The sequence below is a fragment of the Streptococcus mitis genome, assembly GCF_946190275.1.
GTDB classification, from domain to species: Bacteria; Bacillota; Bacilli; order Lactobacillales; family Streptococcaceae; genus Streptococcus; species Streptococcus mitis_DC.
Genome location: NZ_CAMHZQ010000017.1, coordinates 16,215 through 39,968 on the forward strand (window position 1 = coordinate 16,215; position 23,754 = coordinate 39,968).

The 23,754-nt window shown below is 41.0% G+C and carries 23 protein-coding genes and 1 riboswitch; of the genes, 17 read left to right on the top strand and 6 right to left on the bottom strand.

The window, feature by feature from the left end; genetic code table 11:
• Positions 1-39 precede the first annotated feature (39 nt).
• A riboswitch (glycine riboswitch) is annotated at positions 40-128 on the top strand.
• 90 nt (positions 129-218) lie between these two features.
• The 3 genes from N8M20_RS08320 (at position 219) to N8M20_RS08330 (ending at position 3,232) form a co-directional block, all read left to right on the top strand.
• A complete protein-coding gene (locus N8M20_RS08320) occupies positions 219-1,541 on the top strand; it encodes an alanine/glycine:cation symporter family protein (RefSeq protein ID WP_261080271.1) in 1,323 nt (440 codons plus the stop codon).
• Between the two features lie 131 nt (positions 1,542-1,672).
• Positions 1,673-2,221, top strand: a complete 549-nt coding sequence (locus N8M20_RS08325; protein WP_000206768.1) for a carboxymuconolactone decarboxylase family protein — start codon at positions 1,673-1,675, stop codon at positions 2,219-2,221.
• 111 nt (positions 2,222-2,332) lie between these two features.
• Positions 2,333-3,232, top strand: coding sequence for a TDT family transporter (locus N8M20_RS08330; RefSeq protein WP_261080272.1), 900 nt, complete (start codon positions 2,333-2,335; stop codon positions 3,230-3,232).
• A gap of 24 nt (positions 3,233-3,256) precedes the next feature.
• Here N8M20_RS08330 and serS read toward each other — a convergent pair whose 3' ends face one another.
• The 3 genes from serS to N8M20_RS08345 all read right to left on the bottom strand — a co-directional run bounded on the left by serS (position 3,257) and on the right by N8M20_RS08345 (position 6,483).
• Positions 3,257-4,531, bottom strand: a complete 1,275-nt coding sequence (gene serS / locus N8M20_RS08335) for a serine--tRNA ligase (RefSeq protein WP_000884231.1) — start codon at positions 4,529-4,531, stop codon at positions 3,257-3,259.
• Positions 4,532-4,744: 213 nt separating this feature from the next.
• Positions 4,745-5,116: a DUF956 family protein gene (locus tag N8M20_RS08340; protein ID WP_000079347.1), complete on the bottom strand. Its 372-nt coding sequence runs from the start codon at positions 5,114-5,116 to the stop codon at positions 4,745-4,747.
• Positions 5,117-5,118: 2 nt separating this feature from the next.
• The gene (locus N8M20_RS08345) at positions 5,119-6,483 is read right to left on the bottom strand and encodes an aspartate kinase (protein ID WP_000869661.1); all 1,365 of its coding nucleotides are present in this window, start codon (positions 6,481-6,483) and stop codon (positions 5,119-5,121) included.
• Between the two features lie 209 nt (positions 6,484-6,692).
• Here N8M20_RS08345 and N8M20_RS08350 point away from each other — a divergent pair, with 209 nt between their 5' ends.
• The 13 genes from N8M20_RS08350 (at position 6,693) to N8M20_RS08410 (ending at position 17,250) form a co-directional block, all read left to right on the top strand.
• Positions 6,693-7,478, top strand: coding sequence for an enoyl-CoA hydratase (locus N8M20_RS08350; protein WP_261080273.1), 786 nt, complete (start codon positions 6,693-6,695; stop codon positions 7,476-7,478).
• 91 nt (positions 7,479-7,569) lie between these two features.
• On the top strand, positions 7,570-8,004 hold the full coding sequence (fabT, locus tag N8M20_RS08355) for a fatty acid biosynthesis transcriptional regulator FabT (protein ID WP_000386358.1): 435 nt from the start codon (positions 7,570-7,572) through the stop codon (positions 8,002-8,004).
• On the top strand, positions 8,004-8,978 hold the full coding sequence (locus N8M20_RS08360; protein ID WP_261080274.1) for a beta-ketoacyl-ACP synthase III: 975 nt from the start codon (positions 8,004-8,006) through the stop codon (positions 8,976-8,978). The genes fabT and N8M20_RS08360 overlap by 1 nt, the downstream gene beginning before the upstream one ends.
• Positions 8,979-9,036: 58 nt before the next feature.
• Positions 9,037-9,261: an acyl carrier protein gene (locus N8M20_RS08365; RefSeq protein WP_000257838.1), complete on the top strand. Its 225-nt coding sequence runs from the start codon at positions 9,037-9,039 to the stop codon at positions 9,259-9,261.
• Between the two features lie 116 nt (positions 9,262-9,377).
• The gene (fabK, locus tag N8M20_RS08370) at positions 9,378-10,352 is read left to right on the top strand and encodes an enoyl-[acyl-carrier-protein] reductase FabK (RefSeq protein ID WP_261080275.1); all 975 of its coding nucleotides are present in this window, start codon (positions 9,378-9,380) and stop codon (positions 10,350-10,352) included.
• Complete coding sequence (fabD, locus tag N8M20_RS08375; RefSeq protein ID WP_261080276.1) at positions 10,345-11,265, top strand: ACP S-malonyltransferase; 921 nt, start codon at positions 10,345-10,347, stop codon at positions 11,263-11,265. The genes fabK and fabD overlap by 8 nt, the downstream gene beginning before the upstream one ends.
• 43 nt (positions 11,266-11,308) lie before the next feature.
• Entirely contained in the window at positions 11,309-12,040 is a 732-nt protein-coding gene (fabG, locus tag N8M20_RS08380; protein ID WP_261080277.1) for a 3-oxoacyl-[acyl-carrier-protein] reductase, read from the top strand.
• Between the two features lie 21 nt (positions 12,041-12,061).
• Positions 12,062-13,297, top strand: coding sequence for a beta-ketoacyl-ACP synthase II (fabF, locus tag N8M20_RS08385; protein WP_261045616.1), 1,236 nt, complete (start codon positions 12,062-12,064; stop codon positions 13,295-13,297).
• Positions 13,298-13,299: 2 nt separating this feature from the next.
• Positions 13,300-13,785 (top strand): acetyl-CoA carboxylase biotin carboxyl carrier protein, encoded by a 486-nt coding sequence (gene accB / locus N8M20_RS08390; protein WP_261080278.1) that lies wholly within the window; start codon positions 13,300-13,302, stop codon positions 13,783-13,785.
• Positions 13,782-14,204, top strand: a complete 423-nt coding sequence (gene fabZ, locus N8M20_RS08395; RefSeq protein ID WP_042901453.1) for a 3-hydroxyacyl-ACP dehydratase FabZ — start codon at positions 13,782-13,784, stop codon at positions 14,202-14,204. The genes accB and fabZ overlap by 4 nt, the downstream gene beginning before the upstream one ends.
• An 11-nt stretch (positions 14,205-14,215) precedes the next feature.
• The gene (accC, locus tag N8M20_RS08400; protein WP_084886614.1) at positions 14,216-15,583 is read left to right on the top strand and encodes an acetyl-CoA carboxylase biotin carboxylase subunit; all 1,368 of its coding nucleotides are present in this window, start codon (positions 14,216-14,218) and stop codon (positions 15,581-15,583) included.
• Between the two features lie 36 nt (positions 15,584-15,619).
• A complete protein-coding gene (accD, locus tag N8M20_RS08405) occupies positions 15,620-16,486 on the top strand; it encodes an acetyl-CoA carboxylase, carboxyltransferase subunit beta (RefSeq protein ID WP_261080279.1) in 867 nt (288 codons plus the stop codon).
• A complete protein-coding gene (locus N8M20_RS08410) occupies positions 16,483-17,250 on the top strand; it encodes an acetyl-CoA carboxylase carboxyl transferase subunit alpha (protein ID WP_261080280.1) in 768 nt (255 codons plus the stop codon). The genes accD and N8M20_RS08410 overlap by 4 nt, the downstream gene beginning before the upstream one ends.
• A 102-nt stretch (positions 17,251-17,352) precedes the next feature.
• Here N8M20_RS08410 and nusB read toward each other — a convergent pair whose 3' ends face one another.
• From nusB to efp, 3 genes are read right to left on the bottom strand one after another with little or no spacing between them, the layout of a single operon-like run.
• Entirely contained in the window at positions 17,353-17,778 is a 426-nt protein-coding gene (nusB, locus tag N8M20_RS08415; RefSeq protein ID WP_000203638.1) for a transcription antitermination factor NusB, read from the bottom strand.
• Complete coding sequence (locus N8M20_RS08420; RefSeq protein WP_070528853.1) at positions 17,771-18,160, bottom strand: Asp23/Gls24 family envelope stress response protein; 390 nt, start codon at positions 18,158-18,160, stop codon at positions 17,771-17,773. The genes nusB and N8M20_RS08420 overlap by 8 nt, the downstream gene beginning before the upstream one ends.
• A 21-nt stretch (positions 18,161-18,181) precedes the next feature.
• Positions 18,182-18,742, bottom strand: a complete 561-nt coding sequence (gene efp / locus N8M20_RS08425; RefSeq protein WP_000568643.1) for an elongation factor P — start codon at positions 18,740-18,742, stop codon at positions 18,182-18,184.
• A 260-nt stretch (positions 18,743-19,002) separates the two neighbouring features.
• Here efp and N8M20_RS08430 point away from each other — a divergent pair.
• Positions 19,003-23,754, top strand: a 4,752-nt coding sequence (locus N8M20_RS08430; RefSeq protein ID WP_261080281.1) for a YSIRK-type signal peptide-containing protein, incomplete at its 3' end; no start/stop codon positions are given.

The window sequence follows — 23,754 nt, forward strand, 5'->3', positions numbered from 1 at the left end:
TAGAAGTGGGGAATCGTTTGATTTTCCATGACTGTAAATGGACGGAACTCTGGAGAGACCGTAAAGGCACCGAAGGGGCAAGGCAGGCAACTGCTCAAACTCTCAGGTAAAAGGACAGAGCTAGGATAGACCGCTTTTTAGCATTTATCTAAGCATTCCAGAGTACATGTATCTTGCATGTGCTCTTTCTTTTGGGGTTGAAAAGATAGGAGAATAGAATGTTAGAATTGCTTAAATCAATTGATGCTTTCGCTTGGGGACCTCCCCTCTTGATTCTCTTGGTCGGAACAGGGATTTACCTCACTACTCGTCTAGGTCTTTTACAGGTTTTGCGTCTGTCTAAGGCCTTCCAGCTTATTTTTACCAAGGATAAGGGGCATGGGGATGTATCCAGTTTTGCAGCCTTGTGTACAGCCCTGGCAGCGACAGTTGGGACGGGAAATATTATCGGGGTGGCGACAGCTATCAAGGTCGGTGGACCAGGAGCTCTCTTTTGGATGTGGATGGCTGCTTTCTTTGGGATGGCTACCAAGTATGCGGAAGGACTCTTGGCGATTAAATACCGCACCAAGGACGACCATGGTGCAGTAGCGGGAGGCCCAATGCACTATATCCTCCTAGGGATGGGAGAAAAGTGGCGTCCCCTTGCCATCTTCTTTGCCCTGGCAGGTGTGCTAGTAGCTTTATTGGGGATCGGAACCTTCACCCAAGTCAACTCGATTACAGAATCGATCCAAAATACAACGGCTATTTCGCCAGCTATCACTGCTCTCGTTTTGTCTGTATTAGTAGCAATTGCAGTCTTTGGCGGACTCAAGTCTATTTCAAAGGTTTCAACTACTGTTGTTCCTTTTATGGCCATCATCTATATTTTAGGGACACTTACAGTTATTTTGTTTAATATCGGGAAACTCCCTGCTACAATCGCTTTAATCTTGACATCAGCCTTTAGTCCAGTTGCTGCGGTAGGTGGCTTTGCCGGTGCAAGCATTCGAATGGCTATTCAAAATGGTGTGGCGCGTGGTGTCTTCTCAAACGAATCTGGTCTGGGTTCAGCTCCCATTGCAGCTGCTGCAGCTAAGACAAATGAACCAGTAGAGCAAGGTTTGATTTCCATGACAGGAACCTTTATTGACACCCTCATTATCTGTACCTTGACAGGTTTGACCATCTTGGTAACTGGGGTTTGGAGTGGTGACTTAAATGGGGTTGCCTTGACTCAGTCAGCCTTCTCAACAGTCTTTTCACACTTTGGGCCTGCCCTCTTGACCATCTTCCTTGTGCTCTTTGCCTTTACGACAATTCTAGGTTGGAACTATTATGGAGAGCGCTGTTTCGAGTTCCTCTTCGGTGTTCGCTTTATCTGGCTCTACCGTGTGGTCTTTGTGCTCATGGTCTTGTTGGGAGGATTTATCGAGTTGGATATGGTTTGGATTATCGCAGATATCGTCAACGCCTTGATGGCTCTACCAAACTTGATTGCCCTCTTAGTCTTGTCGCCAGTCGTTATTGCTGAGACTAAAAAGTATTTTGATAAATAATGGAATCACACACCGCGTGTGATTTTTTACTTTCATAAAAAATTTCTATCAGTGCAATTTAAAATATATATTATACAAGGTATAGAATCTGTGATAGACTAGGTTTCAACAACATGAAAAGAGGTTTTATGATGACAACATTTACAATCCATACAGTAGAATCAGCACCAGCAGAAGTGAAAGAAGTTCTTGAAACAGTAGAAAAAGACAACAATGGCTATATTCCCAACCTAATCGGTCTCTTGGCTAATGCTCCTACTGCACTAGAGGCTTACCGTACTGTCGGAGCTATCAACCGTCGCAACAGCCTGACACCTGTTGAACGTGAAGTGGTGCAAATCACAGCAGCCGTAACTAATGGTTGTGCCTTCTGCGTAGCAGGTCACACAGCCTTTTCCATCAAACAAATCCAGATGAATGATGACCTGCTTCAAGCCCTTCGCAATCGTACTCCGATTGAAACAGATCCCAAATTAGACACCCTAGCTAAGTTTACCTTAGCGGTTATCAATACCAAGGGTCGTGTTGGAGATGAAGCCTTGGCTGAGTTTTTAGAAGCTGGCTACACGCAACAAAATGCCTTGGATGTGGTTCTTGGTGTCAGCCTAGCCAGCCTCTGTAACTATGCCAACAATCTAGCTAATACACCCATTAACCCAGAATTGCAACCGTATGCTTAATTCATATCTGAGTAAAAAATGAAGTCTGAAATGAACGGACTTCGTTTTTTTAATCCCTCATTTAAGCGCTTTTATGCTATACTGAAATTAACATGATTATTGGAGGTTAGGATGAAAAAACTCCCCTTGGTATTTTCTGGTTGTTTGCTAGGTTTGGCAGGAGCTGGAAATCTCGTTTTAGATACAGTGCCACTTCTATCACATCTACTGAGTATGTCAGGTTTGATTTTGTGGATTTATCTTTTTATCTTTCATCTGCTTAATTGGGAAGAAACCAAACAAGAATTGACCAACCCCCCTCTTTTGTCAGGGATGGCGACCTTTCCCATGGCTGGAATGATTTTATCTACCTATGTCTTTCGTGTGTTCCCTCATCTTCCTATAGTAGCGCAAGGGCTCTGGTGGTTTTCATTTCTCTTGGATTTGGCCCTGATTGCTGGTTTTACAGTTAAATTTGCCTGTCCAGGTAAGAGAGTCAATGCGACACCGAGCTGGACGGTTCTCTATGTGGGAATAGCAGTAGCAGCCTTGACTTATCCACTGGTAGGCATTATCGAGATTGCCTATGCGACCTTGAGTTTTGGTTTTCTCTTGACCTTCTATCTCTATCCCCTTATTTATAGCGATTTAAAGAAACATCCACTCCCTGTAGCCATGCTTGGACAGGAAGGAATCTACTGTGCTCCCTTCTCTCTACTCTTGGCTTCTCTAGTTCGAGTTGGAGGAGCCAACCTACCGACTTGGCTCTTGATCGTCATGATTTTGGCTTCTCAATCCTTCTTTTTCTTTGTTTTAACTCGACTACCCAATATTTTAAAACAAGGCTTTCAACCAGCCTTCTCAGCCCTCACCTTCCCAACCATTATCACGGCTACCTCGCTCAAGATGGCTCAAGGAATCTTGAAACTTCCATTTCTGGATTATCTGGTAGTGGCTGAAACTCTTATTTGCTTAACCATTTTACTCTTTGTACTAGGCGGTTATCTGATTTGGTTACGAAAAAAGGTCTAGCTAGAAATAGCTAAACCTTATTTTTTATGGTTTGATAACTTCAGCGCCCCCCATGTATGGACGAAGAACTTCAGGAATGGTTACAGAACCATCTGCGTTTTGGTAGTTTTCAAGAATAGCAGCCACTGTACGTCCAACTGCAAGTCCAGAACCGTTCAAGGTGTGGAGCAATTTAACCTTGCCATCTGCTTCATCACGGTAACGGATTTGGGCACGACGGGCTTGGAAATCTTCTGTGTTTGAACAGCTTGAGATTTCACGGTAAGTATTTTGCGCTGGAATCCAAACTTCCAAGTCGTAAGTTTTAGCAGCTGAGAAGCCCATATCTCCAGTAGAGAGGGCAACGACACGGTATGGAAGGTTGAGTTTTTGAAGGATATTTTCAGCATTAGCTGTCATCTTTTCCAATTCTTCGTAAGATTCCTCTGGTTTGGCAAATTTAACCATTTCAACCTTGTGGAATTGGTGCAAACGAATTAAGCCACGAGTATCACGACCAGCAGAACCAGCCTCAGAACGGAATGAAGGACTCATAGCAGTGAAGTAGATTGGGAGGTCTTTACCGTCCAAGATTTCATCACGGTAGTAGTTTGTTAGAGGAACTTCAGCTGTAGGGATAAGGACATAATTGCTGTCGCTGAGTTCAAAAGTATCTTCCTTGAATTTTGGATATTGACCCGTACCAAACATAGAGTCATGGTTAACCATGTAAGGCGTGATGACTTCAGTATAGCCTTCTTTACCATGCTCATCCAACATAAAGTTGTAGATAGCACGTTCCAAACGAGCACCGAGACCTTTATAGAAGAGGAAGCGAGCACCCGTTACCTTACCACCGCGTTCCCAATCAAGGATCCCCAAGTCTTCACCGAGATCCCAGTGAGCTTTCGGTTCGAAGTCAAACTCGCGTGGAGTACCCCAACGGCGAACTTCCACATTGTCATCTTCATCAGCCCCAACAGGAACGCTATCAGCTGGAATATTTGGAAGAGTAGTGGTAAATTCTGTCAATTTAGCATCGATTTCTGCCAATTCAGCATCCAAGGCTTTGACTTCAGCAGATAGGGTTTGCATAGCAGCAATCTTGTCATCTGCATTTTCCTTGTTGCGTTTGGCTTGGGCAATCTCAGCAGAAACTGTGTTTCGTTCTGCTTTGAGAGTTTCAACCTTGACTAAGATGTCACGACGTTTAGCATCGATTTCTTTCATCTCATTCAAGACAGCAGCATCTACACCACGTGTAGCCAATTTTTCTGCGACAGCATCAAAATCTGTACGAATACGTTTGATATCTAACATAAGAACTCCTTTATGAAAAAAGCACACCTGACAAAGCGTTGGAGTGGCAGGGCCACGGTTCCATCCAACTTCACAGGTGTGCACTTGATTGTGTATGCAATTGTTACTAACGGTAGAATTTCACCTATCCCTCCTATCTGCTCGCAGCACCCGCAGACTTTCTGAAAGAAGAAGATAACCTACTTATCCGTTGCTATGATTATACTAAAGTTTCTACTTTTTTGCAAATAGATTTTTAAATTTTTGACTAATGGTTTGAATCAGGGTCGGAAGTTTGACGACCTTGTCATTGCCCAGTTTTTCGCGTGCAATTTTAAGAATGGCACCTGAGTCTTTTGAAGCAAAGAGGAATTTTCCTCTGTCTGTAAAGACTTCGAAGTGGCGACTGATTTTGCGACCAGAGACATTAGCTCCAATTTGGTTGATATGGCTCCAAGGAATCTGGATAAATTGTTCGACATTGACATCTGGGTAAAATTCCAAAGCCTGATCTCCGACAAGGAATTTCCCAACTTTCCCAGCTATAGAGAGATAGGAAGTTCCTGTCGTATTGAGAAGCACTGTTTTGTTAAGTGATTGAGCCATGCTTAGTCTTCCTTACTTTCACCGAAAAAGGCATTGTAGAGGGCTTTAATAGCTGCTTTCTCTTGGTCCTTATGGACAACAAACATAATAGATACTTCACTAGAACCTTGAGACATCATCTGGATGTTGATCTTATTTTCAGATAGAGCACGTGTCGCAGTAGCAGTTACTCCGATATGGCTCTTCATCTTTTCTCCAACAATCATAATGATTGAAAGGTCGTGCTCGATTTCTGCATGGTCTACTTCAGCCTTTTGAACCAACTGACGAAGGATTTCTTCTTCCTTGATAGGAGTTAGTTCGCGAGAACGGAGGATGATTGAAAGATCGTCGATACCTGTTGGCATATGTTCCCAACCGATGTTAAGATCTTCAAGGATTTGAAGAACCTTGCGTCCAAATCCAACCTCACGGTTCATGAGGTATTTCGACATATTAATGCTGACAAAGCCTGAGTCACCAGCAATTCCCACAACTGGAAATTCATCACTACTATGTTTTAGAACGATACGAGTACCTGGATGGTCAGGATTGTTGGTATTCTTGATAACTAGAGGAATTTTTCCACGGTAGGCAGGAAGAAGGGCTTCGTCATGAAGGACTGAGAAGCCTGCATAGGCCAACTCACGCATTTCACGATAGGTCAACTCAGGGATTGAGTGTGGTTGGTGGATAATACCAGGGTGGGCTGCAAAGATACCATCAACGTCTGTAAAGTTTTCATAGAGGTCTGCCTTAACACCGGCAGCAATGATAGAACCTGTAATGTCTGATCCTCCACGTGAGAAGGTACAGATTTGATTTTCCTTGGTAACTCCAAAGAAACCAGGAATGACAAGGACTTCATTTGCGTTTGTTAATTCTTCAATCTTGTCATAACTTGATGGAATGATGCGAGCGTGACCAGGTTCACTTGTGACCACAATACCAGCTTCTCTAGGGTGCACATAGCGTGCATCGATCCCGTTTTGATTAAAGTAGGCAGCAATCAATTTAGCATTGTTGTTTTCACCCGCTGCTAGGAAAGTATCGTAGAGAAATTCATTTTCATCAATAGGAAGAGTGGCCAAGGCACGAATGCTTTTTGAAATTTTTTCTAGCACAGCTGGTTTAAGACCTAGTTCACTAACCATAGCAGCATAGCGGTCGATAATCCAGTTTTGACTCTTGCTAATATCGTTACCAGCAACATAGTCGCGGTAGTATTTAATCAAGGCATCCGTAACCTTAGTATCTTCAGCATTGCGTTTACCAGGCGCAGAAACGACTACAAAACGACGCTCTGAATCGCTTTTGACGATGTTTAAAACTTTTTCTAATTGACTAGCAGAGGCAAGAGAGCTACCTCCAAATTTAACAACTTTCATAAGAACTCCTAAAGTAAGTATTTTATACGATTATAGCAGAAAGAAAGCCTTTTTTCAATGAAGAAAATAAGATGCTTTCTAGGCTAAAGCGAGCCTTTCTTATCGGCCGAGACATTTTTAGCAGATTTTTCTTTGCTTTCTGCTCTTAAAAAAGATATACTTTGGAAATAAAATAATTTAAACTGCTTATAAAATAAAAAGGAGCCCAGATGGAACACATTATTTATCAGCTTGAAGAGGATTTGGCAATCCTTACCTTGAACCGTCCTGAGGTTGCAAATGGCTTTCATATTCCTATGTGTGAGGAGATTTTAGAAGCGCTGACTCTGGCAGAAGAGAATCCAGCTGTGCATTTTATATTGATTAATGCTAATGGCAAAGTTTTCTCAGTTGGGGGAGATTTGGTTGAGATGAAGCGAGCAGTAGATGAGGATGATATTCCATCATTAACGAAAATCGCAGAGTTGGTCAATACGATTTCTTATAAAATCAAGCAAATTGCTAAACCTGTCTTGATGGAGGTTGATGGGGCTGTTGCAGGTGCCGCAGCGAATATGGCTGTTGCTGCAGATTTCTGTCTGGCAACGGATAAGGCTAAGTTTATCCAGGCCTTTGTTGGAGTTGGATTGGCTCCAGATGCAGGTGGGATTCATCTCTTGAGTCGTAGTATTGGGGTGACTCGTGCTACTCAATTAGCCATGACAGGTGAGGCACTAACAGCAGAAAAAGCTCTGGAGTGGGGGCTGGTTTACCGCGTCTGTGAAGCTGATAAACTTGAAAAAACGAGAGAACAGCTTCTTAAAAAATTGAGACGAGGGTCAGCTAATTCCTATGCTGCCATTAAGAAGTTGGTGTGGGAGAGCCAATTTAAAGATTGGCAAGATTATGCTGCTTTAGAATTGAAGCTACAGGAATCTTTGGCCCAAACAGAGGATTTCAAAGAGGGAGTTCGGGCTCATTCGGAGAGAAGAAGACCGAAATTTACAGGAAAATAAGAAAATACTTGCACCATTCTTTGAAGTTTGATATAATTCTTTTGTCAAATGTTTTGATTGTAAAAGTTTTTTGAAAAGGAGGGAAAAGAGATTGGACTACCAACGAATTAATGAATATTTAACATCTATATTTAACAATGTCCTCGTTATCGAGGAAGTTAGCTTGAGGGGTAGTCGTTTCAAGGATATCTCCATCAAAGAAGTTCATACAATCGATGTAATTGGAAAATTCCCAGACGTGACGCCAAGTCAAGTGTCGAAAGAGTTGATGGTGACTCTTGGGACGGTTACGACGAGTTTGAATAATCTTGAACGCAAGGGTTACATTGAACGCATTCGCTCAGAGCAGGATCGTCGTGTGGTGCATCTGCATTTGACAAAGAAAGGTCGCTTGGTTCACAGACTTCATAAACGCTTCCATAAGGCTATGGTCGAAAATATTATCGACGGTATGAGCAAGGAAGAAACTGAAGTTATGAGCAAAGGTTTGACTAAACTTTATCAATTTTTGGAGGATTTGAAATAATGGCTTTTGCAAAAATAAGCCAGGTTGCTCATTATGTGCCAGAGCAAGTGGTTACAAATCATGATTTGGCTCAGATTATGGATACCAATGATGAGTGGATTTCAAGTCGGACGGGAATACGACAAAGGCATATTTCAAGAACGGAATCTACCAGTGATTTGGCTACAGAAGTTGCCAAGAAACTGATGGCAAAAGCTGGAATCACAGGAGAGGAGCTGGATTTTATCATCCTAGCTACCATTACTCCAGATTCGATGATGCCCTCCACAGCTACTCGTGTTCAAGCTAATATTGGTGCCAATAAGGCCTTTGCTTTTGACCTAACAGCTGCATGCAGTGGATTTGTATTTGCCTTGTCAACTGCTGAAAAGTTTATCGCTTCTGGTCGCTTTCAAAAAGGTTTGGTGATTGGTAGCGAAACCCTCTCTAAGGCAGTCGATTGGTCGGATCGATCAACAGCTGTTTTGTTTGGAGATGGTGCTGGTGGAGTCTTGCTAGAAGCTAGCGAGCAAGAGCATTTCTTGGCTGAGAGTCTCAATAGTGATGGGAGTCGTAGCGAGTGTCTAACCTATGGACATTCAGGCTTACATTCTCCATTTTCAGATCAAGAAAATGCAGATTCATTTTTGAAGATGGATGGACGCGCAGTCTTTGATTTTGCAATTCGAGATGTAGCCAAGTCTATCAAACAGACTATTGATGAGTCTCCTATAGAGGCGACAGACTTGGATTATCTGCTACTTCATCAGGCCAATGACCGTATCTTGGATAAGATGGCTAGAAAAATTGGTGTCGACCGAGCTAAACTTCCAGCCAATATGATGGAGTATGGCAATACCAGTGCAGCAAGTATCCCGATTTTACTTTCAGAGTGTGTAGAACAAGGTCTCATCCCTTTAGACGGTAGCCAGACTGTTCTTTTATCAGGCTTCGGTGGAGGTTTGACCTGGGGCACGCTCATTCTTACAATTTAGGTAATCATGTGGTGAACACATTGTTATAAAAAACTATTTATTTTAAAGGAGTCCTATCATGGCAGTATTTGAAAAAGTACAAGAAATTATCGTTGAAGAACTTGGAAAAGACGCATCAGAAGTAACACTTGAATCAACTTTTGATGACTTGGATGCAGATTCATTGGACTTGTTCCAAGTAATCTCAGAAATTGAAGATGCTTTTGATATCCAAATCGAAGCAGAAGATGACTTGAAAACAGTTGGTGACTTGGTTGCCTACGTTGAAGAGCAAACAAAATAAGCAGAATACAAATAGAAGGAGTAGGGAAACCCGCTCCCTCTTGTTTAGGCAATAGTTTGATTTTCAAATTATGACAGTATCGAACTATTACGTAAGCAAGAACTGATGGAGGCACTATGAAAACGCGTATTACAGAATTATTGAACATTGATTATCCTATTTTCCAAGGAGGAATGGCTTGGGTTGCTGATGGTGATTTGGCAGGAGCTGTTTCCAAGGCTGGAGGGCTAGGGATTATCGGTGGGGGAAATGCCCCTAAAGAAGTTGTCAAGGCTAATATTGATAAGATCAAATCATTGACGGATAAACCCTTTGGTGTCAACATCATGCTCTTGTCTCCCTTTGTGGAAGATATTGTAGATCTCGTTATCGAGGAAGGTGTTAAGGTGGTTACAACAGGAGCAGGAAATCCTGGTAAATACATGGAACGCTTTCACGAAGCTGGCATTACAGTGATTCCTGTTGTGCCAAGTGTAGCTCTAGCTAAACGTATGGAAAAAATCGGTGCGGACGCCGTTATTGCAGAAGGAATGGAAGCTGGGGGACATATCGGTAAATTAACAACCATGACCTTGGTGCGCCAAGTGGTGGCAGCTGTATCTATTCCTGTTATTGCTGCAGGAGGGATTGCGGACGGTGAAGGTGCTGCCGCTGGCTTTATGCTAGGTGCAGAGGCTGTTCAGGTTGGAACTCGTTTTGTTGTTGCAAAAGAGTCTAATGCCCATCCGAATTATAAGGCCAAGATTTTAAAAGCTAGAGATATTGATACTACGATTTCAGCCCAACACTTTGGACATGCTGTTCGAGCTATTAAAAATCAGTTGACTCGTGATTTTGAAAAAGCTGAGAAAGATGCCTTTAAACAGGAAAATCCTGATTTAGAAATCTTTGAACAAATGGGAGCAGGTGCCCTAGCCAAAGCAGTTGTCCACGGAGATGTGGATGGTGGATCTGTTATGGCAGGTCAAATTGCGGGGCTTATTTCCAAAGAAGAGACAGCTGAAGAAATCCTAAAAGATTTATACTACGGAGCAGCTAAGAAAATTCAAGAAGAGGCCTCTCGTTGGGCAGGAGTTGTAAGAAATGACTAAAACAGCCTTTTTATTTGCTGGCCAAGGTGCCCAGTATCTAGGGATGGGCCGTGATCTCTATGATCAGTACCCGATTGTCAAAGAAACAATTGATCAAGCGAGTCAGGTACTCGGTTATGATTTGCGTCATCTCATCGATACAGAAGAAGAAAAACTCAATCAGACCCGCTATACACAACCAGCTATTTTAGCGACTTCAGTTGCTATCTATCGTTTATTGCAAGAGAAGGGCTATCAGCCCGATATGGTTGCTGGTTTGTCCCTCGGGGAATATTCTGCCTTGGTGGCCAGCGGAGCCTTGGAGTTTGAAGATGCGGTTGCCTTGGTAGCTAAGCGTGGAGCCTATATGGAAGAAGCGGCTCCTGCTGGCTCTGGCAAGATGGTGGCAGTTCTCAATACACCAGTAGAGGTCATTGAAGAAGCCTGTCAGCAAGCTTCTGAACTTGGAGTGGTTACCCCAGCCAACTATAATACACCTGCACAGATCGTCATTGGTGGAGAAGTGGTTGCGGTTGACCGAGCTGTCGAACTCTTGCAGGAAGCGGGTGCCAAACGCTTGATTCCTCTCAAGGTGTCAGGTCCCTTTCATACCGCTCTCCTTGAGCCTGCTAGCCAGAAACTAGCTGAAACTCTAGCTCAGGTAAGTTTTTCAGATTTTACTTGTCCCCTAGTTGGTAATACAGAAGCTGCTGTCATGCAAGAAGAAGACATTGCTCAACTCTTGACGCATCAGGTCAAGGAACCAGTTCGTTTCTATGAAAGTATTGCGGTTATGCAAGAAGCAGGCGTAACCAACTTTATCGAGATTGGACCAGGGAAAGTTTTGTCAGGCTTTGTTAAAAAAATTGATAAAACAGCTGAACTAGCCACTGTTGAAGATCAGGCTAGCTTGGAAGCTCTGCTAGGAAACTAGTAATCCCTTCTCCTATAAATACAGGAGGAAACAGGAGAAAAGAATGCAACTAAAAAATAAAAATATCTTTATTACAGGTTCGAGTCGTGGAATTGGTCTTGCCATCGCCCACAAGTTTGCTCAAGCAGGGGCCAACATCGTCTTAAACAGTCGTGGGGCTATCCCAGAAGAATTGCTCGCTGAGTTTGCAGACTATGGTGTCAAGGTAGTTCCTATTTCAGGAGACGTGTCTGATTTTGCAGACGCTAAGCGTATGGTTGAGCAAGCTATTGCAGAGCTTGGTTCAGTAGATGTTTTGGTCAACAATGCAGGGATTACCCAAGATACCCTTATGCTCAAGATGACAGAAGCGGATTTTGAAAAAGTTCTCAAGGTTAACCTGACTGGCGCCTTTAACATGACACAATCAGTCTTGAAACCGATGATGAAAGCCAGAGAAGGTGCTATCATTAATATGTCTAGTGTTGTTGGTTTGATGGGAAATATTGGTCAAGCTAACTATGCAGCTTCTAAGGCTGGTTTGATTGGTTTTACCAAGTCTGTGGCGCGTGAAGTGGCCAATCGCAATATCAGGGTTAATGCTATTGCACCTGGAATGATTGAGTCCGATATGACAGCTGTTCTATCAGACAAGGTAAAAGATGCCATGCTGGCACAAATTCCTATGAAAGAATTTGGACAGGCAGAACAGGTTGCAGATTTGACAGTATTTTTAGCAGGCCAAGATTATCTAACTGGTCAAGTGGTTGCCATTGATGGTGGCCTCAGTATGTAGCAGAAGCTAGAGGTAAAAAAGATGAAACTAAATCGCGTAGTAGTAACAGGTTATGGAGTGACATCTCCAATCGGAAATACACCAGAAGAATTTTGGAATAGTTTGACAACTGGAAAAATCGGAATTGGTCCAATTACAAAATTTGATCATAGTGACTTTGATGTGCATAATGCAGCAGAAATTCAAGATTTTCCTTTTGATAAATACTTTGTAAAGAAAGATACCAACCGTTTTGACAACTATTCTTTGTATGCCTTGTATGCAGCCCAAGAGGCTGTCAACCATGCCAATCTGGATGTAGAGGCTATTGACAAGGATCGATTTGGTGTTATCGTTGCCTCTGGTATTGGTGGAATCAAGGAAATTGAAGATCAAGTGCTTCGTCTCAACGAAAAAGGACCAAAACGTGTGAAACCATTGACTCTTCCAAAAGCCTTGCCAAATATGGCTTCAGGAAATGTTGCTATGCGTTTTGGAGCAAACGGTGTTTGTAAATCCATCAATACCGCCTGCGCTTCATCAAATGATGCGATTGGAGATGCCTTCCGATCAATCAAGTTTGGCTTCCAAGATGTTATGTTGGTAGGTGGTTCAGAAGCCTCTATCACACCTTTTGCTATTGCTGGTTTCCAAGCCCTAACTGCTCTCTCTACTACAGAGGATCCAAGTCGTGCTTCTATCCCCTTTGATAAGGACCGTAATGGTTTTGTCATGGGTGAAGGTTCAGGGATGTTGGTTCTTGAAAGCCTTGAACACGCTGAAAAACGTGGGGCTACTATCCTTGCTGAAGTGGTTGGTTACGGAAATACCTGTGATGCCTACCACATGACTTCACCACATCCAGAAGGTCAGGGAGCTATCAAGGCCATCAAACTAGCCTTGGAAGAAGCTGAGATTTCTCCAGAGCAAGTAGCCTATGTCAATGCTCACGGAACGTCAACTCCTGCTAACGAAAAAGGAGAAAGTGGAGCTATCGTAGCTGTTCTTGGTAAGGAAGTACCTGTGTCATCAACCAAGTCCTTCACGGGCCATTTGCTAGGCGCTGCAGGTGCAGTAGAAGCTATCGTCACAATCGAGGCTATGCGTCATAACTTTGTTCCAATGACAGCTGGAACAAGTGAAGTATCAGATTATATCGAAGCCAATGTCGTTTATGGACAAGGCTTGGAGCAAGAAATTCCATACGCTATTTCAAATACCTTTGGTTTTGGTGGCCACAATGCCGTTCTTGCTTTCAAACGTTGGGAGAATAAATAAGTATGAATTTAAACGATATTAAAGACTTGATGGCTCAATTTGATCAGTCAAGTTTAAGAGAATTTTCTTATAAAAATGGGACGGATGAGTTGCAGTTTAGTAAGAATGAAGCTAGACTTGTGCCTGAAGTTGCAGCTCCAGTCGCTCCAGTGCCCGTTCTAGCAACACCAAGTCCAGTAGTCCCTTCATCTGCTCCAGCAGAAACTGTAGTGGAAGAAACTTCGGCACCAGCCGAAGTAAGTGTGGCTGCTGAGGGAGATGTTGTAGAGAGCCCACTTGTTGGGGTGGCTTACTTGGCTGCTAGTCCTGATAAACCTGCCTTCGTTACAGTTGGTGATAGTGTCAAAAAAGGTCAAACATTGGTCATCATCGAAGCCATGAAAGTCATGAATGAAATTCCTGCACCTAAGGATGGTGTGGTAACAGAAATTCTCGTTTCTAACGAAGAAATGGTTGAGTTTGGTAAAGGATTGGTACGTATCAAATGATCGATATTCAAGGAATCAAAGAAGCCCTTCCCCATCGTTATCCTATGCTCTTAGTGGATCGTGTGTTGGAAGTGAGCGAGGATACCATTGTTGCTATCAAAAATGTGACCATCAATGAACCCTTCTTTAACGGTCATTTCCCTCAATATCCAGTTATGCCAGGTGTTCTTATCATGGAAGCCTTGGCGCAAACAGCTGGTGTCTTGGAGTTGTCAAAACCTGAAAATAAAGGAAAACTGGTCTTTTACGCTGGTATGGACAAGGTTAAATTCAAGAAGCAAGTTGTACCAGGCGATCAATTGGTTATGACAGCGACTTTTGTAAAACGCCGTGGCACTATTGCTGTGGTTGAAGCCAAGGCTGAAGTGGATGGCAAGCTTGCAGCCAGTGGTACTCTTACCTTTGCAATTGGGAGCTAAGGAGGTTCTCCATGTTTCGAAAAATTTTAATTGCCAATCGTGGTGAAATTGCGGTTCGTATTATCCGTGCGGCGCGTGAATTGGGGATTGCGACGGTGGCGGTTTATTCAACTGCTGATAAGGAAGCTCTTCATACGCTTTTGGCAGATGAGGCGGTTTGTATTGGCCCTGGTAAGGCAACTGAGTCTTATCTCAATATTAACGCGGTTCTATCAGCTGCAGTCTTGACTGAAGCAGAAGCCATTCACCCCGGTTTTGGATTTCTCAGTGAAAATTCCAAATTTGCAACTATGTGTGAAGAAGTGGGGATCAAGTTTATCGGTCCATCTGGTCATGTTATGGATATGATGGGGGACAAGATCAATGCACGTGCTCAGATGATCAAAGCAGGTGTACCTGTCATTCCAGGTTCGGATGGAGAAGTGCATAACTCTGAGGAAGCCTTGATTGTTGCTGAAAAAATTGGCTATCCTGTTATGCTCAAGGCTTCAGCAGGTGGTGGTGGTAAAGGGATTCGTAAGGTTGAAAAGCCAGAAGACCTCGTTTCAGCCTTTGAGACTGCCTCTAGTGAAGCTAAGGCCAATTATGGCAATGGTGCCATGTACATTGAACGGGTTATCTATCCAGCTCGTCACATCGAGGTTCAAATCCTAGGAGATGAACATGGAAATGTGATTCACTTGGGGGAACGGGATTGTTCTCTACAACGGAATAACCAAAAGGTTTTGGAAGAAAGTCCTTCGATTGCAATTGGGAAAACGCTACGCAATGAAATTGGTGCTGCGGCTGTTCGAGCGGCAGAGTCTGTTGGCTATGAGAATGCGGGAACCATTGAGTTTCTGCTTGATGAAGCTAGTGGCAAATTCTATTTCATGGAAATGAATACTCGTGTTCAGGTAGAGCATCCAGTAACAGAGTTTGTTTCAGGTGTGGATATCGTTAAGGAACAGATTCGCATTGCGGCAGGTCAGCCTCTGTCTGTTAAGCAAGAAGATATTGTCCTACGAGGCCATGCCATCGAGTGTCGGATCAATGCAGAAAACCCAGCCTTCAACTTTGCTCCAAGTCCAGGTAAGATAACCAATCTCTATCTGCCAAGTGGAGGAGTTGGCTTGCGCGTGGATTCAGCAGTTTATCCAGGTTATACCATTCCGCCTTATTATGATAGTATGATTGCAAAAATCATCGTTCACGGTGAAAATCGTTTTGATGCCTTGATGAAAATGCAACGTGCCCTCTATGAATTAGAGATTGAAGGGGTGCAGACCAATGCAGATTTCCAGCTTGACCTCATTTCAGATCGCAATGTCATTGCTGGGGATTATGATACTTCCTTCTTGATGGAAACCTTCTTACCTAAATATCAAGAAAAAGAATAAAATGACTTCAAGAGTTTAAACCGAAAAGGGGAATCAATGGCTCTATTTAGTAAAAAAGATAAGTATATTCGAATCAATCCCAATCGTTCGGTTAGGGAAAAACCTCAAGCTAAGCCAGAGGTTCCAGATGAATTATTCTCCCAGTGTCCAGGCTGTAAGCATACCATTTATCAGAAGGATCTGGGAAGTGAGCGTATCTGTCCACATTGTAGCTACACCTTTCGTATTTCTGCCCAAGAACGCTTGGCTTTGACGATTGATATGGGAACCTTCAAGGAATTGTTTACAGGAATTGAAAGCAAGGATCCCTTGCATTTCCCTGGTTATCAAAAGAAACTAGTAGCTATGCGTGAAAAAACAGGTCTGGATGAAGCCGTTGTGACAGGAACTGCTCTTATTAAAGGTCAGACTGTGGCTCTTGGGATTATGGATTCCAACTTTATCATGGCTTCTATGGGTACGGTTGTAGGTGAAAAAATCACTCGCTTGTTTGAGTATGCGACTGTTGAACAGTTGCCAGTTGTTCTCTTCACGGCCTCTGGTGGAGCCCGTATGCAGGAAGGAATCATGAGTCTCATGCAGATGGCTAAGATCTCTGCAGCGGTTAAACGCCATTCAAATGCAGGCCTCTTTTACCTGACCATTTTGACAGATCCAACGACTGGTGGTGTGACAGCTTCTTTCGCTATGGAAGGCGATATCATTCTAGCTGAACCACAGAGCTTGGTTGGTTTTGCTGGGCGTCGTGTCATTGAAAATACGGTTCGTGAAAGCTTGCCTGAGGATTTCCAAAAGGCAGAATTCCTATTGGAACATGGCTTTGTGGATGCTATTGTTAAAAGAAGAGACTTGCCAGATACGATTGCTAGCCTAGTCAGATTGCACGGAGGGAGTCCAAGATGAATATTGCAAAAATAGTCAGAGAAGCGCGTGAGCAGAGTCGCTTGACAACCTTGGACTTTGCGACAGGCATTTTTGATGACTTTATCCAATTACACGGTGACCGTTCTTTTCGTGACGATGGTGCAGTTGTTGGCGGTATTGGCTGGCTTGGGGACCAAGCTGTAACAGTGGTTGGTATCCAAAAAGGCAAGAGTTTACAAGATAACCTCAAGCGGAATTTTGGTCAACCGCATCCAGAAGGCTACCGTAAGGCCCTACGTTTGATGAAACAGGCTGAAAAGTTTGGTCGTCCAGTTGTGACCTTTATCAATACTGCAGGTGCTTATCCTGGTGTCGGAGCGGAAGAACGTGGACAGGGAGAAGCTATTGCTCGCAATCTTATGGAAATGAGTGACCTGAAAGTTCCGATTATCGCCATCATTATAGGTGAAGGTGGTTCAGGTGGGGCTCTGGCTCTAGCAGTCGCAGACCGTGTTTGGATGCTGGAAAATTCTATCTATGCTATTCTCAGTCCAGAAGGCTTTGCTTCCATTCTATGGAAGGACGGCAGTCGTGCCATGGAAGCGGCAGAACTGATGAAAATCACTTCACACGAACTGTTAGAAATGGACGTGGTGGATAAGGTGATTTCTGAAGCAGGACTTTCTAGCAAAGAACTGATTAAGAGTGTCAAGAAAGAACTTCAAGCTGAGCTAGCTCTACTTTCACAAAAACCGTTCGAAGAGTTGTTGGAAGAACGTTACCAACGATTTAGAAAATACTAATATAAAAACTAGAACTGACTGCCAGTTCTAGTTTTTGTGTGGTTCTTACTCTGTGCAGAGGGGAAAGTCAAAAGGTGCTTGGAAGACCAAACACCTTTTCGATTATTCATTTTCTTCAGTTACAAATTGACTAAGCAGTCCGTTGATAAAGCGGGCTGATTTTTGATCTGAAAAATTCTTGGCAAGTTCAATGGCTTCATTGACTGCTACCAGCTGAGGTGTATCAAATGATGTGATTTCAAAGATACCCAAGCGTAGTAAGTTTTTTTCGACCAAGGTCAAGCGTTCAACTGTCCAGCCTGACTTGAGGTGCTGGTTGATTTGTTTATCCAACTCGTCTTTTTGAGCTTGAACACCAGAAACCAAGTTCAGAAGAAAGGCAGGGATTTGCACATCTGCATCTTCACGGTCATGTGTGTAGGCAAAGTGACAAGCCGTTTCCATATCTGTACCGAATTCAAGGCTCATAAGAGCTTGAAAAGCGCATTTACGAAGTTCGCGTCTAGATTCTAATAATGGACTAGTCATTGAGGAAGTCCTCGTTAAATAGATCTTTCAACTCAGGTTTTGGTGTTTTATCTGGAACGATTCCTGCAACATGGATGTTAACAGCAGCAAGTTCCACATCAGCCATATCACGGACAGCATCTTTGACTGCTTTTTGAATAGCAAGAGCAACTTTTGGTACTTTCACACCGTACTCAAGATAGAGGTAGATGTCAGCAGTTAGTTCTTCGTTGCTTTCTTTTAAGTAGACGCCACGACCAAGAGAGAGTTTTGATAGAGTATCAGATACGGATTTATTTGAAAATGAGTGGACACCATCAACTTTAGCAGTCGCGATGGCAATGATTTTTTCAAGTACACGTGGAGCGATAACGATTTCGCCAAATTGTTCTTCAGTTCCCATAGAATGACCTCTTTCTAGAGATTAGGCACGAGAAACGTAAGTTCCTTCTGCAGTGTTGATGATCAATTTTTGTCCAGCTTCGATGAAGTCAGGAACGTTGACAACAAGTCCAGTTTCCATAGTCGCTGGTTTACCAGAACCTGTAACAGTAGCACCTTTGATAGATGGTTGTGTTTCAGCAACTGTCAATTCAACAGTAGTTGGTACAGTTACACCGATTACTTCAGTTCCGTAGAATTGGATTTTTACATCTGAGTTTTCAAGGATGTAAAGCAATTCATTTTCAACGTTTACGACTGGGATTTCGTATTGGTCGTAAGTTTCAGTGTTCATGAAGTAGGCTGTTTCATCCATTTTGTACAAGTATTGAGCTGGAACAGTCTCGATAATAGCTTGTTCGAATTTTTCTTCTGGACGGTAGCTTGTATCAAAAGTAGAACCAGTACGGACATCACGTAATTTCATACGCATGATCGTGTTCCCTTTACCTGGTTTGTGGTGGCTAGCTTCCAAAACGCGGATTAATTTTCCGTCTGCAGTTTCAAATGTCATACCAGCTTTCAATTTGCTTGCTTCAATCATGTTTTTACCTCTTTAATAAATATTATTACTCTTCATTTTACCATAAAAGGAATGAAAAAGAAAGTTGGAGGTAGGATAATGGAGATATTTATATAAATTTATACCTGCAAATAAAATGATTTTACCAATGATTTTGGAACTTTATAATTCTGAAAAAATAGACAAATTATTTAAAAGTTACGTTGAAATATGATATAATTAAACAGAATATATCTGCACTCGTGAGTGCGTATATATATATATATATAAGGTGGTAAACAATGTTTAAATTGTCGAGACAACAAAAAGATCATCGTTATTTTTGTGGAAATAGATACGAAAAATATTCGATTAAAAAATTAAAAGTTGGTGCTGCGAGTGTCTTAATCGGGGCAGGATTTTTGTTTGGTTACAATGTAGATACGGTAGAAGCAGCCTCTGCTACTGAAACCACTGAAGCGGTAGTACAGAAGGATGCTGATACGGGACTAAACCAAGCTCAAGAAAATACGCAAGCAGGAACTATCTCTGAGTCAAAATCAGATAGTGAAACAAAATCAGAATTAGCTGAGCAACCAAAATCAAATGCAGAGCTAGAAAAGTCAGCTGAGCCAGCTACACCTGTAAAAGAAAATGAAAAAGAAGCTGAACAAGCTTCAGCAGTTTCAGCACATACTAACACTGCAGAAGCAACTGAGGCAAAATCATCTGTTGATTTATCTCTCTTGCAAGCAAAATTAGCAGATTTGGAAGCTCAAATTGAACGTATCCGAGGAAATAAAAAACAAGCTTCTCAAATCCAAAATGCTGAAAAACTAGTTGCAGAAGCTAAGCAATATTTAAGTGAATTGGGTGCAACACAGTCAGGAGCTGATAAAAAAGCAAAAGAAGTTAGTTCATTAACTTCTATCTTAAAATCAATCAAGGCTGAAGAAACACCTAAAGAAAACAAAAATCAAGATAGCCGTAATGGTAAGAAATTGGAAGAAGGAACTGGCTTCCGTACCGGAGTGACAGCCCAAGCTTTGACAGGGTCAATTCATTTTGATACATCGAGAGGACCAACTGAAAAGACTATACCGGTTGCAAATAATGGTGATGGTGAACGTGTCATTAATATGGCGATTACTTACTCCGCTTCTTCGAGTGAAACAGTGAACGATGGTAAAGTACGTGTAACGATACCAAAAGAATTATTACATTCTACTAAAAAACCAGAATTTGCAAATTCATCATTTGTAAAAAGTGTTGATGATTTATCAACTACTACAAATTATGTGTATGATTTAAATTTAAATCCTATGAGCGGGGGAACTGTTGCTGAAAGTTTATTAAAATTATATGTGGGTACCTCTATAAAAAATTCTCCATCAAGGAGTGATGTATTATCAGTTAATACAGATTTTATAGTAGGTGGAGAAACTTTATCAACGAAGTCAGCTAGAGCTCCTTTTGACTATTTGTCAGAAATCTTATATAGAGAAAAAGATTCAAGACCTAAAACTGTCAAATATATGGTCGATCAGTTTGGTGCTCCATTACCAGAATTTAAAATGGGATTCGTTTCGAATGGGACTTTCAAGCCGATTGAAGGAAGTACATTTAAATTACCATTTATTATGAGTGATCAGGCTTTTTTCAATAACGAAGAAACGAATCATAATGGTAATGGACGTTTAACAAGTTATGATTATACGATTAGTGGAATTCCAGATTTCTTAGAATTAGATCCAACAAATGTTAAAAACAATAAGTTTTGGACATTAGAAAATGGAGTTTTAACCTTACATCCAGATGAAAAGAAAGGTATCGATCAAAGTTTACTTAATGGTGGACCAATTTTAAAAGTAAAAGAAGGTGCTTTTAATACACCAGAAGCTATTAAAAAAGTAGTTGAAACAAATTCTACTAAAGGATTCAATGCCAATATTGTTTATAAAGCAGTTGGGCATAGACCTGATGGCTCAACATTTACTCAGACATTAGATAATCCTGATGGATTTAGATTATATCTTGGTGATGGTATTCCTGCTATTAAAGATCTGGATACAAGAATTATCCCTGAAACAAATCAACGATTATTTTCAAATGCAAGTAATGAAGATACGTTTAACGCTAGATTTTATGTACCATCTGATAAATTAAAAGGTGACGGAGCATTCTTACCAAGTCAGTATATAAACTATTTTATTCCAAAAGATCAAGAAGGAAATTACTTTACAAAATTCCAGTTAAATAGAGTATATACAAATGAAATAAAAGCTGATGGTTCAAAAGCAGTTAGAGGTTATTGGAGGGAATCGTTAGACGGGAATTTAAAAGAGAATTTTAAATTATACGGAGTAACTAAAGATAACCAAGCTGAATTATTGAAAGAATATACTTCAATTAATGAATTATATGATACTATCGAAATTAATCCTGAAAAGAAATATGAGCATTTAATCCTAAAACATCCGGGTATAGTAGATGAATTTCAAAAATACAATTCGACTTCTAAAACAATAACTGGATTAGAATCAAGACTTGGAGTAACTGTTGGTACATGGAAGGAAAAAGCCCAAGATAAAACAATTCAACGCTATGACGATCGAATAGCGCAAGGGTTTACATCAGAGAATACAATAGAGAGTGCTATAGCTATGGAACGTCCTGCTACGGGTAGTGGTGATCCTGCATGGCATGTCAAAACTCCAACCAAATTAGCATTACATATGAATCAAATAGGAAGTCAAACTTTAACTAAAGATCAGTTAACGAGAGGTCAAACAATACCTGTTGCCGTAACGTATTCAGCACCAGATTATTTTTCTTTAGCAGAGACAGATAAAAATGGAGTTAAGACTTACGATTTAGATAAATTAGATTCAAATATTACTAAAACAAGTGTGATGTTATTAGCAGATCCAAAGTTACCGTTGAAAGACTTTAGATTAGCAGCAGATAATCGTTTATTATCGAAATACGTATTACATTTTGGTGGAGCAAATGGGAGTGATGCACAAGGAACGTATGATAAATTAAAAGAATCTTATGACACGGTAAATCCAACTAAAATTATCGAAAATTATAACGGAACAGGGAAACGTGCTTACATCTTTGATTCACAAAATTTAGGTCTTACTAAATATGATTTAAATAAAGACGGATGGCTTAAAGGTGGATTATATAGTCCTACAGCCCTGACTTTCGAAGTTGAAAATAATGGACAAGTTGAAGCTGGAACTTATGGGATTGAATCTTACTTAGTATGGAATAGTGAGTCGGAAACATTAGTAGGTAATGACAGTTCTATTAATGCTAATTTTGTTGAAAATCATGCACCTGGTTTTTCTATTTCAAAAGCAAATATTGACGTTACTATTAATAACGTTGCTGAATATTCATCGTCTTTAACAATTGCTAAACCTGGGACTACAGGTGTGCGAGGAATTATTGATGTCAAGAATGGACAAGAAGTTGTCTTATCGCCACAAATTGAAAACTTAACAGATATTCCTCAAAAAGTAAAAGAAGCAGTAGTATTAATACCTAAGACAGAAGCTCTAACATATTTAGAAGGTCCAATAACTGATGATTCAGACGAATATGATGTAGTTTATACAACATCAACTGCTCCTGACAAAACTACTGGAACATATGTAAGTGCTGATCAAATCACGAATTGGAAAGATGTTACTGCCGTTAAATATGTATTTAAAAATAATTATACTGTAACAAAAGAGCATGCCTTTAAACATCACTTTAATCTACGTGTCGATCAGAATAACCCAAACTATGTGCAAAGTACTTCTCAAATTTTTCTAAAAGATGGAAAAGATACTTGGTTACAATCGAATATTGTAGGATTAAGAACAGAAGATGTTCGTGGAAAACTAGAAGTGTACTATAAAACTGTAGATGGTGAGCTCTTAAAAGAGTTCCCAACAACTAAAGATTTTGAAGGTCAGCCTTATGCTACAACTAAAGAACCAATTCTTAAAGGTTTTGTAAATAAATGGTATGCTGTGCACGACTATATTTTTATTGAAGTTCAACCAGATTCTGCTCCGGAAAAAGGAACTTACGAAAGACATGTAACTAAAAAAGTTACATATCTATATGATCAGGCTAATGTGAAAGTAGAAACTAAAGAGATTACAAGAACTATTAATTATATTGAAAAAAATAATGAAGGTCATATCATTTCTAATCCAGTAATTCAAAAAGTAACAGTTTCAAGAAAAGTGTATACTGGAGAAAAAACAGGACGTGTTGTAGAAGAGGATTGGCAAATCCCTGCAAATGCTAAATGGGAGTCTGTAACTTCTCCAACACCTTCAGAATGGGAAAAACCAGAAGTAAAAGTTAATGATCAATATATTGCTAAAGCGGCAATTGATGAAGTAAGAATCACACCTGAAGTTCTTAATAATGGTAATGTTGTTGAAAATGTATACTATGAACGATTTGTCCCAGTTGGTGGAGATGTAGTAGCAAAATATGTTATCGAAGGTACAACAACTGAATTAAAAGAAGCAACAGATGTTGCTAAGGGATTAAAAGTTGGGAAAAACTATACTTCAACAGCTCCAGTAGCAGGTGAAGAATTAACAGCTACCGATGGGAAAGTTTATGTATATAAAGGACATAAAGCTACATCAGCTGCAGAAACTGGTACAGTTACAGCAGATAAACAAGAAGTCGTTTATGAGTACGCACCAAAATTAGGCGGAAACGTCGAAGTTAAATACGTTGTCGCAGGAACAGAAGAAAACTTAAAAAATCCAGTAGAATTGGTAACAAATGGACAAATAGGAAGTGACTATACTGCGCCAAAAGATGCAACTATTACAAAAGAAGATGGAAGAGTTTATAAACTTGTTGCAGAAAATAATGGACTAAAAACAGGTTCAGCTGGAGAAACTGGTAAAGTAACTACAGAAAAACAAACAGTTACTTATGAGTATGAGTTGCAAAATGGAGACGTAACTGTTAAGTACGAAGACGAATCAGGAAATGCGATTTCAACACCAAATGAATTGAAAAAAGGT

Coding starts and splice junctions, on each gene's coding strand:
- fabG (WP_261080277.1), top strand. CDS start 11,309: ATGCAACTAAAAAATAAAAATATCTTTATTACAGGTTCGAGTCGTGGA.
- accD (WP_261080279.1), top strand. CDS start 15,620: ATGGCTCTATTTAGTAAAAAAGATAAGTATATTCGAATCAATCCCAAT.
- efp (WP_000568643.1), bottom strand. CDS start 18,742: ATGATTGAAGCAAGCAAATTGAAAGCTGGTATGACATTTGAAACTGCA.
- N8M20_RS08330 (WP_261080272.1), top strand. CDS start 2,333: ATGAAAAAACTCCCCTTGGTATTTTCTGGTTGTTTGCTAGGTTTGGCA.
- N8M20_RS08345 (WP_000869661.1), bottom strand. CDS start 6,483: ATGAAAGTTGTTAAATTTGGAGGTAGCTCTCTTGCCTCTGCTAGTCAA.
- N8M20_RS08350 (WP_261080273.1), top strand. CDS start 6,693: ATGGAACACATTATTTATCAGCTTGAAGAGGATTTGGCAATCCTTACC.
- fabZ (WP_042901453.1), top strand. CDS start 13,782: ATGATCGATATTCAAGGAATCAAAGAAGCCCTTCCCCATCGTTATCCT.
- N8M20_RS08410 (WP_261080280.1), top strand. CDS start 16,483: ATGAATATTGCAAAAATAGTCAGAGAAGCGCGTGAGCAGAGTCGCTTG.
- N8M20_RS08340 (WP_000079347.1), bottom strand. CDS start 5,116: ATGGCTCAATCACTTAACAAAACAGTGCTTCTCAATACGACAGGAACT.
- fabF (WP_261045616.1), top strand. CDS start 12,062: ATGAAACTAAATCGCGTAGTAGTAACAGGTTATGGAGTGACATCTCCA.
- N8M20_RS08365 (WP_000257838.1), top strand. CDS start 9,037: ATGGCAGTATTTGAAAAAGTACAAGAAATTATCGTTGAAGAACTTGGA.
- fabD (WP_261080276.1), top strand. CDS start 10,345: ATGACTAAAACAGCCTTTTTATTTGCTGGCCAAGGTGCCCAGTATCTA.
- fabK (WP_261080275.1), top strand. CDS start 9,378: ATGAAAACGCGTATTACAGAATTATTGAACATTGATTATCCTATTTTC.
- N8M20_RS08320 (WP_261080271.1), top strand. CDS start 219: ATGTTAGAATTGCTTAAATCAATTGATGCTTTCGCTTGGGGACCTCCC.
- accC (WP_084886614.1), top strand. CDS start 14,216: ATGTTTCGAAAAATTTTAATTGCCAATCGTGGTGAAATTGCGGTTCGT.
- accB (WP_261080278.1), top strand. CDS start 13,300: ATGAATTTAAACGATATTAAAGACTTGATGGCTCAATTTGATCAGTCA.
- N8M20_RS08420 (WP_070528853.1), bottom strand. CDS start 18,160: ATGGGAACTGAAGAACAATTTGGCGAAATCGTTATCGCTCCACGTGTA.
- nusB (WP_000203638.1), bottom strand. CDS start 17,778: ATGACTAGTCCATTATTAGAATCTAGACGCGAACTTCGTAAATGCGCT.
- N8M20_RS08360 (WP_261080274.1), top strand. CDS start 8,004: ATGGCTTTTGCAAAAATAAGCCAGGTTGCTCATTATGTGCCAGAGCAA.
- N8M20_RS08325 (WP_000206768.1), top strand. CDS start 1,673: ATGACAACATTTACAATCCATACAGTAGAATCAGCACCAGCAGAAGTG.
- serS (WP_000884231.1), bottom strand. CDS start 4,531: ATGTTAGATATCAAACGTATTCGTACAGATTTTGATGCTGTCGCAGAA.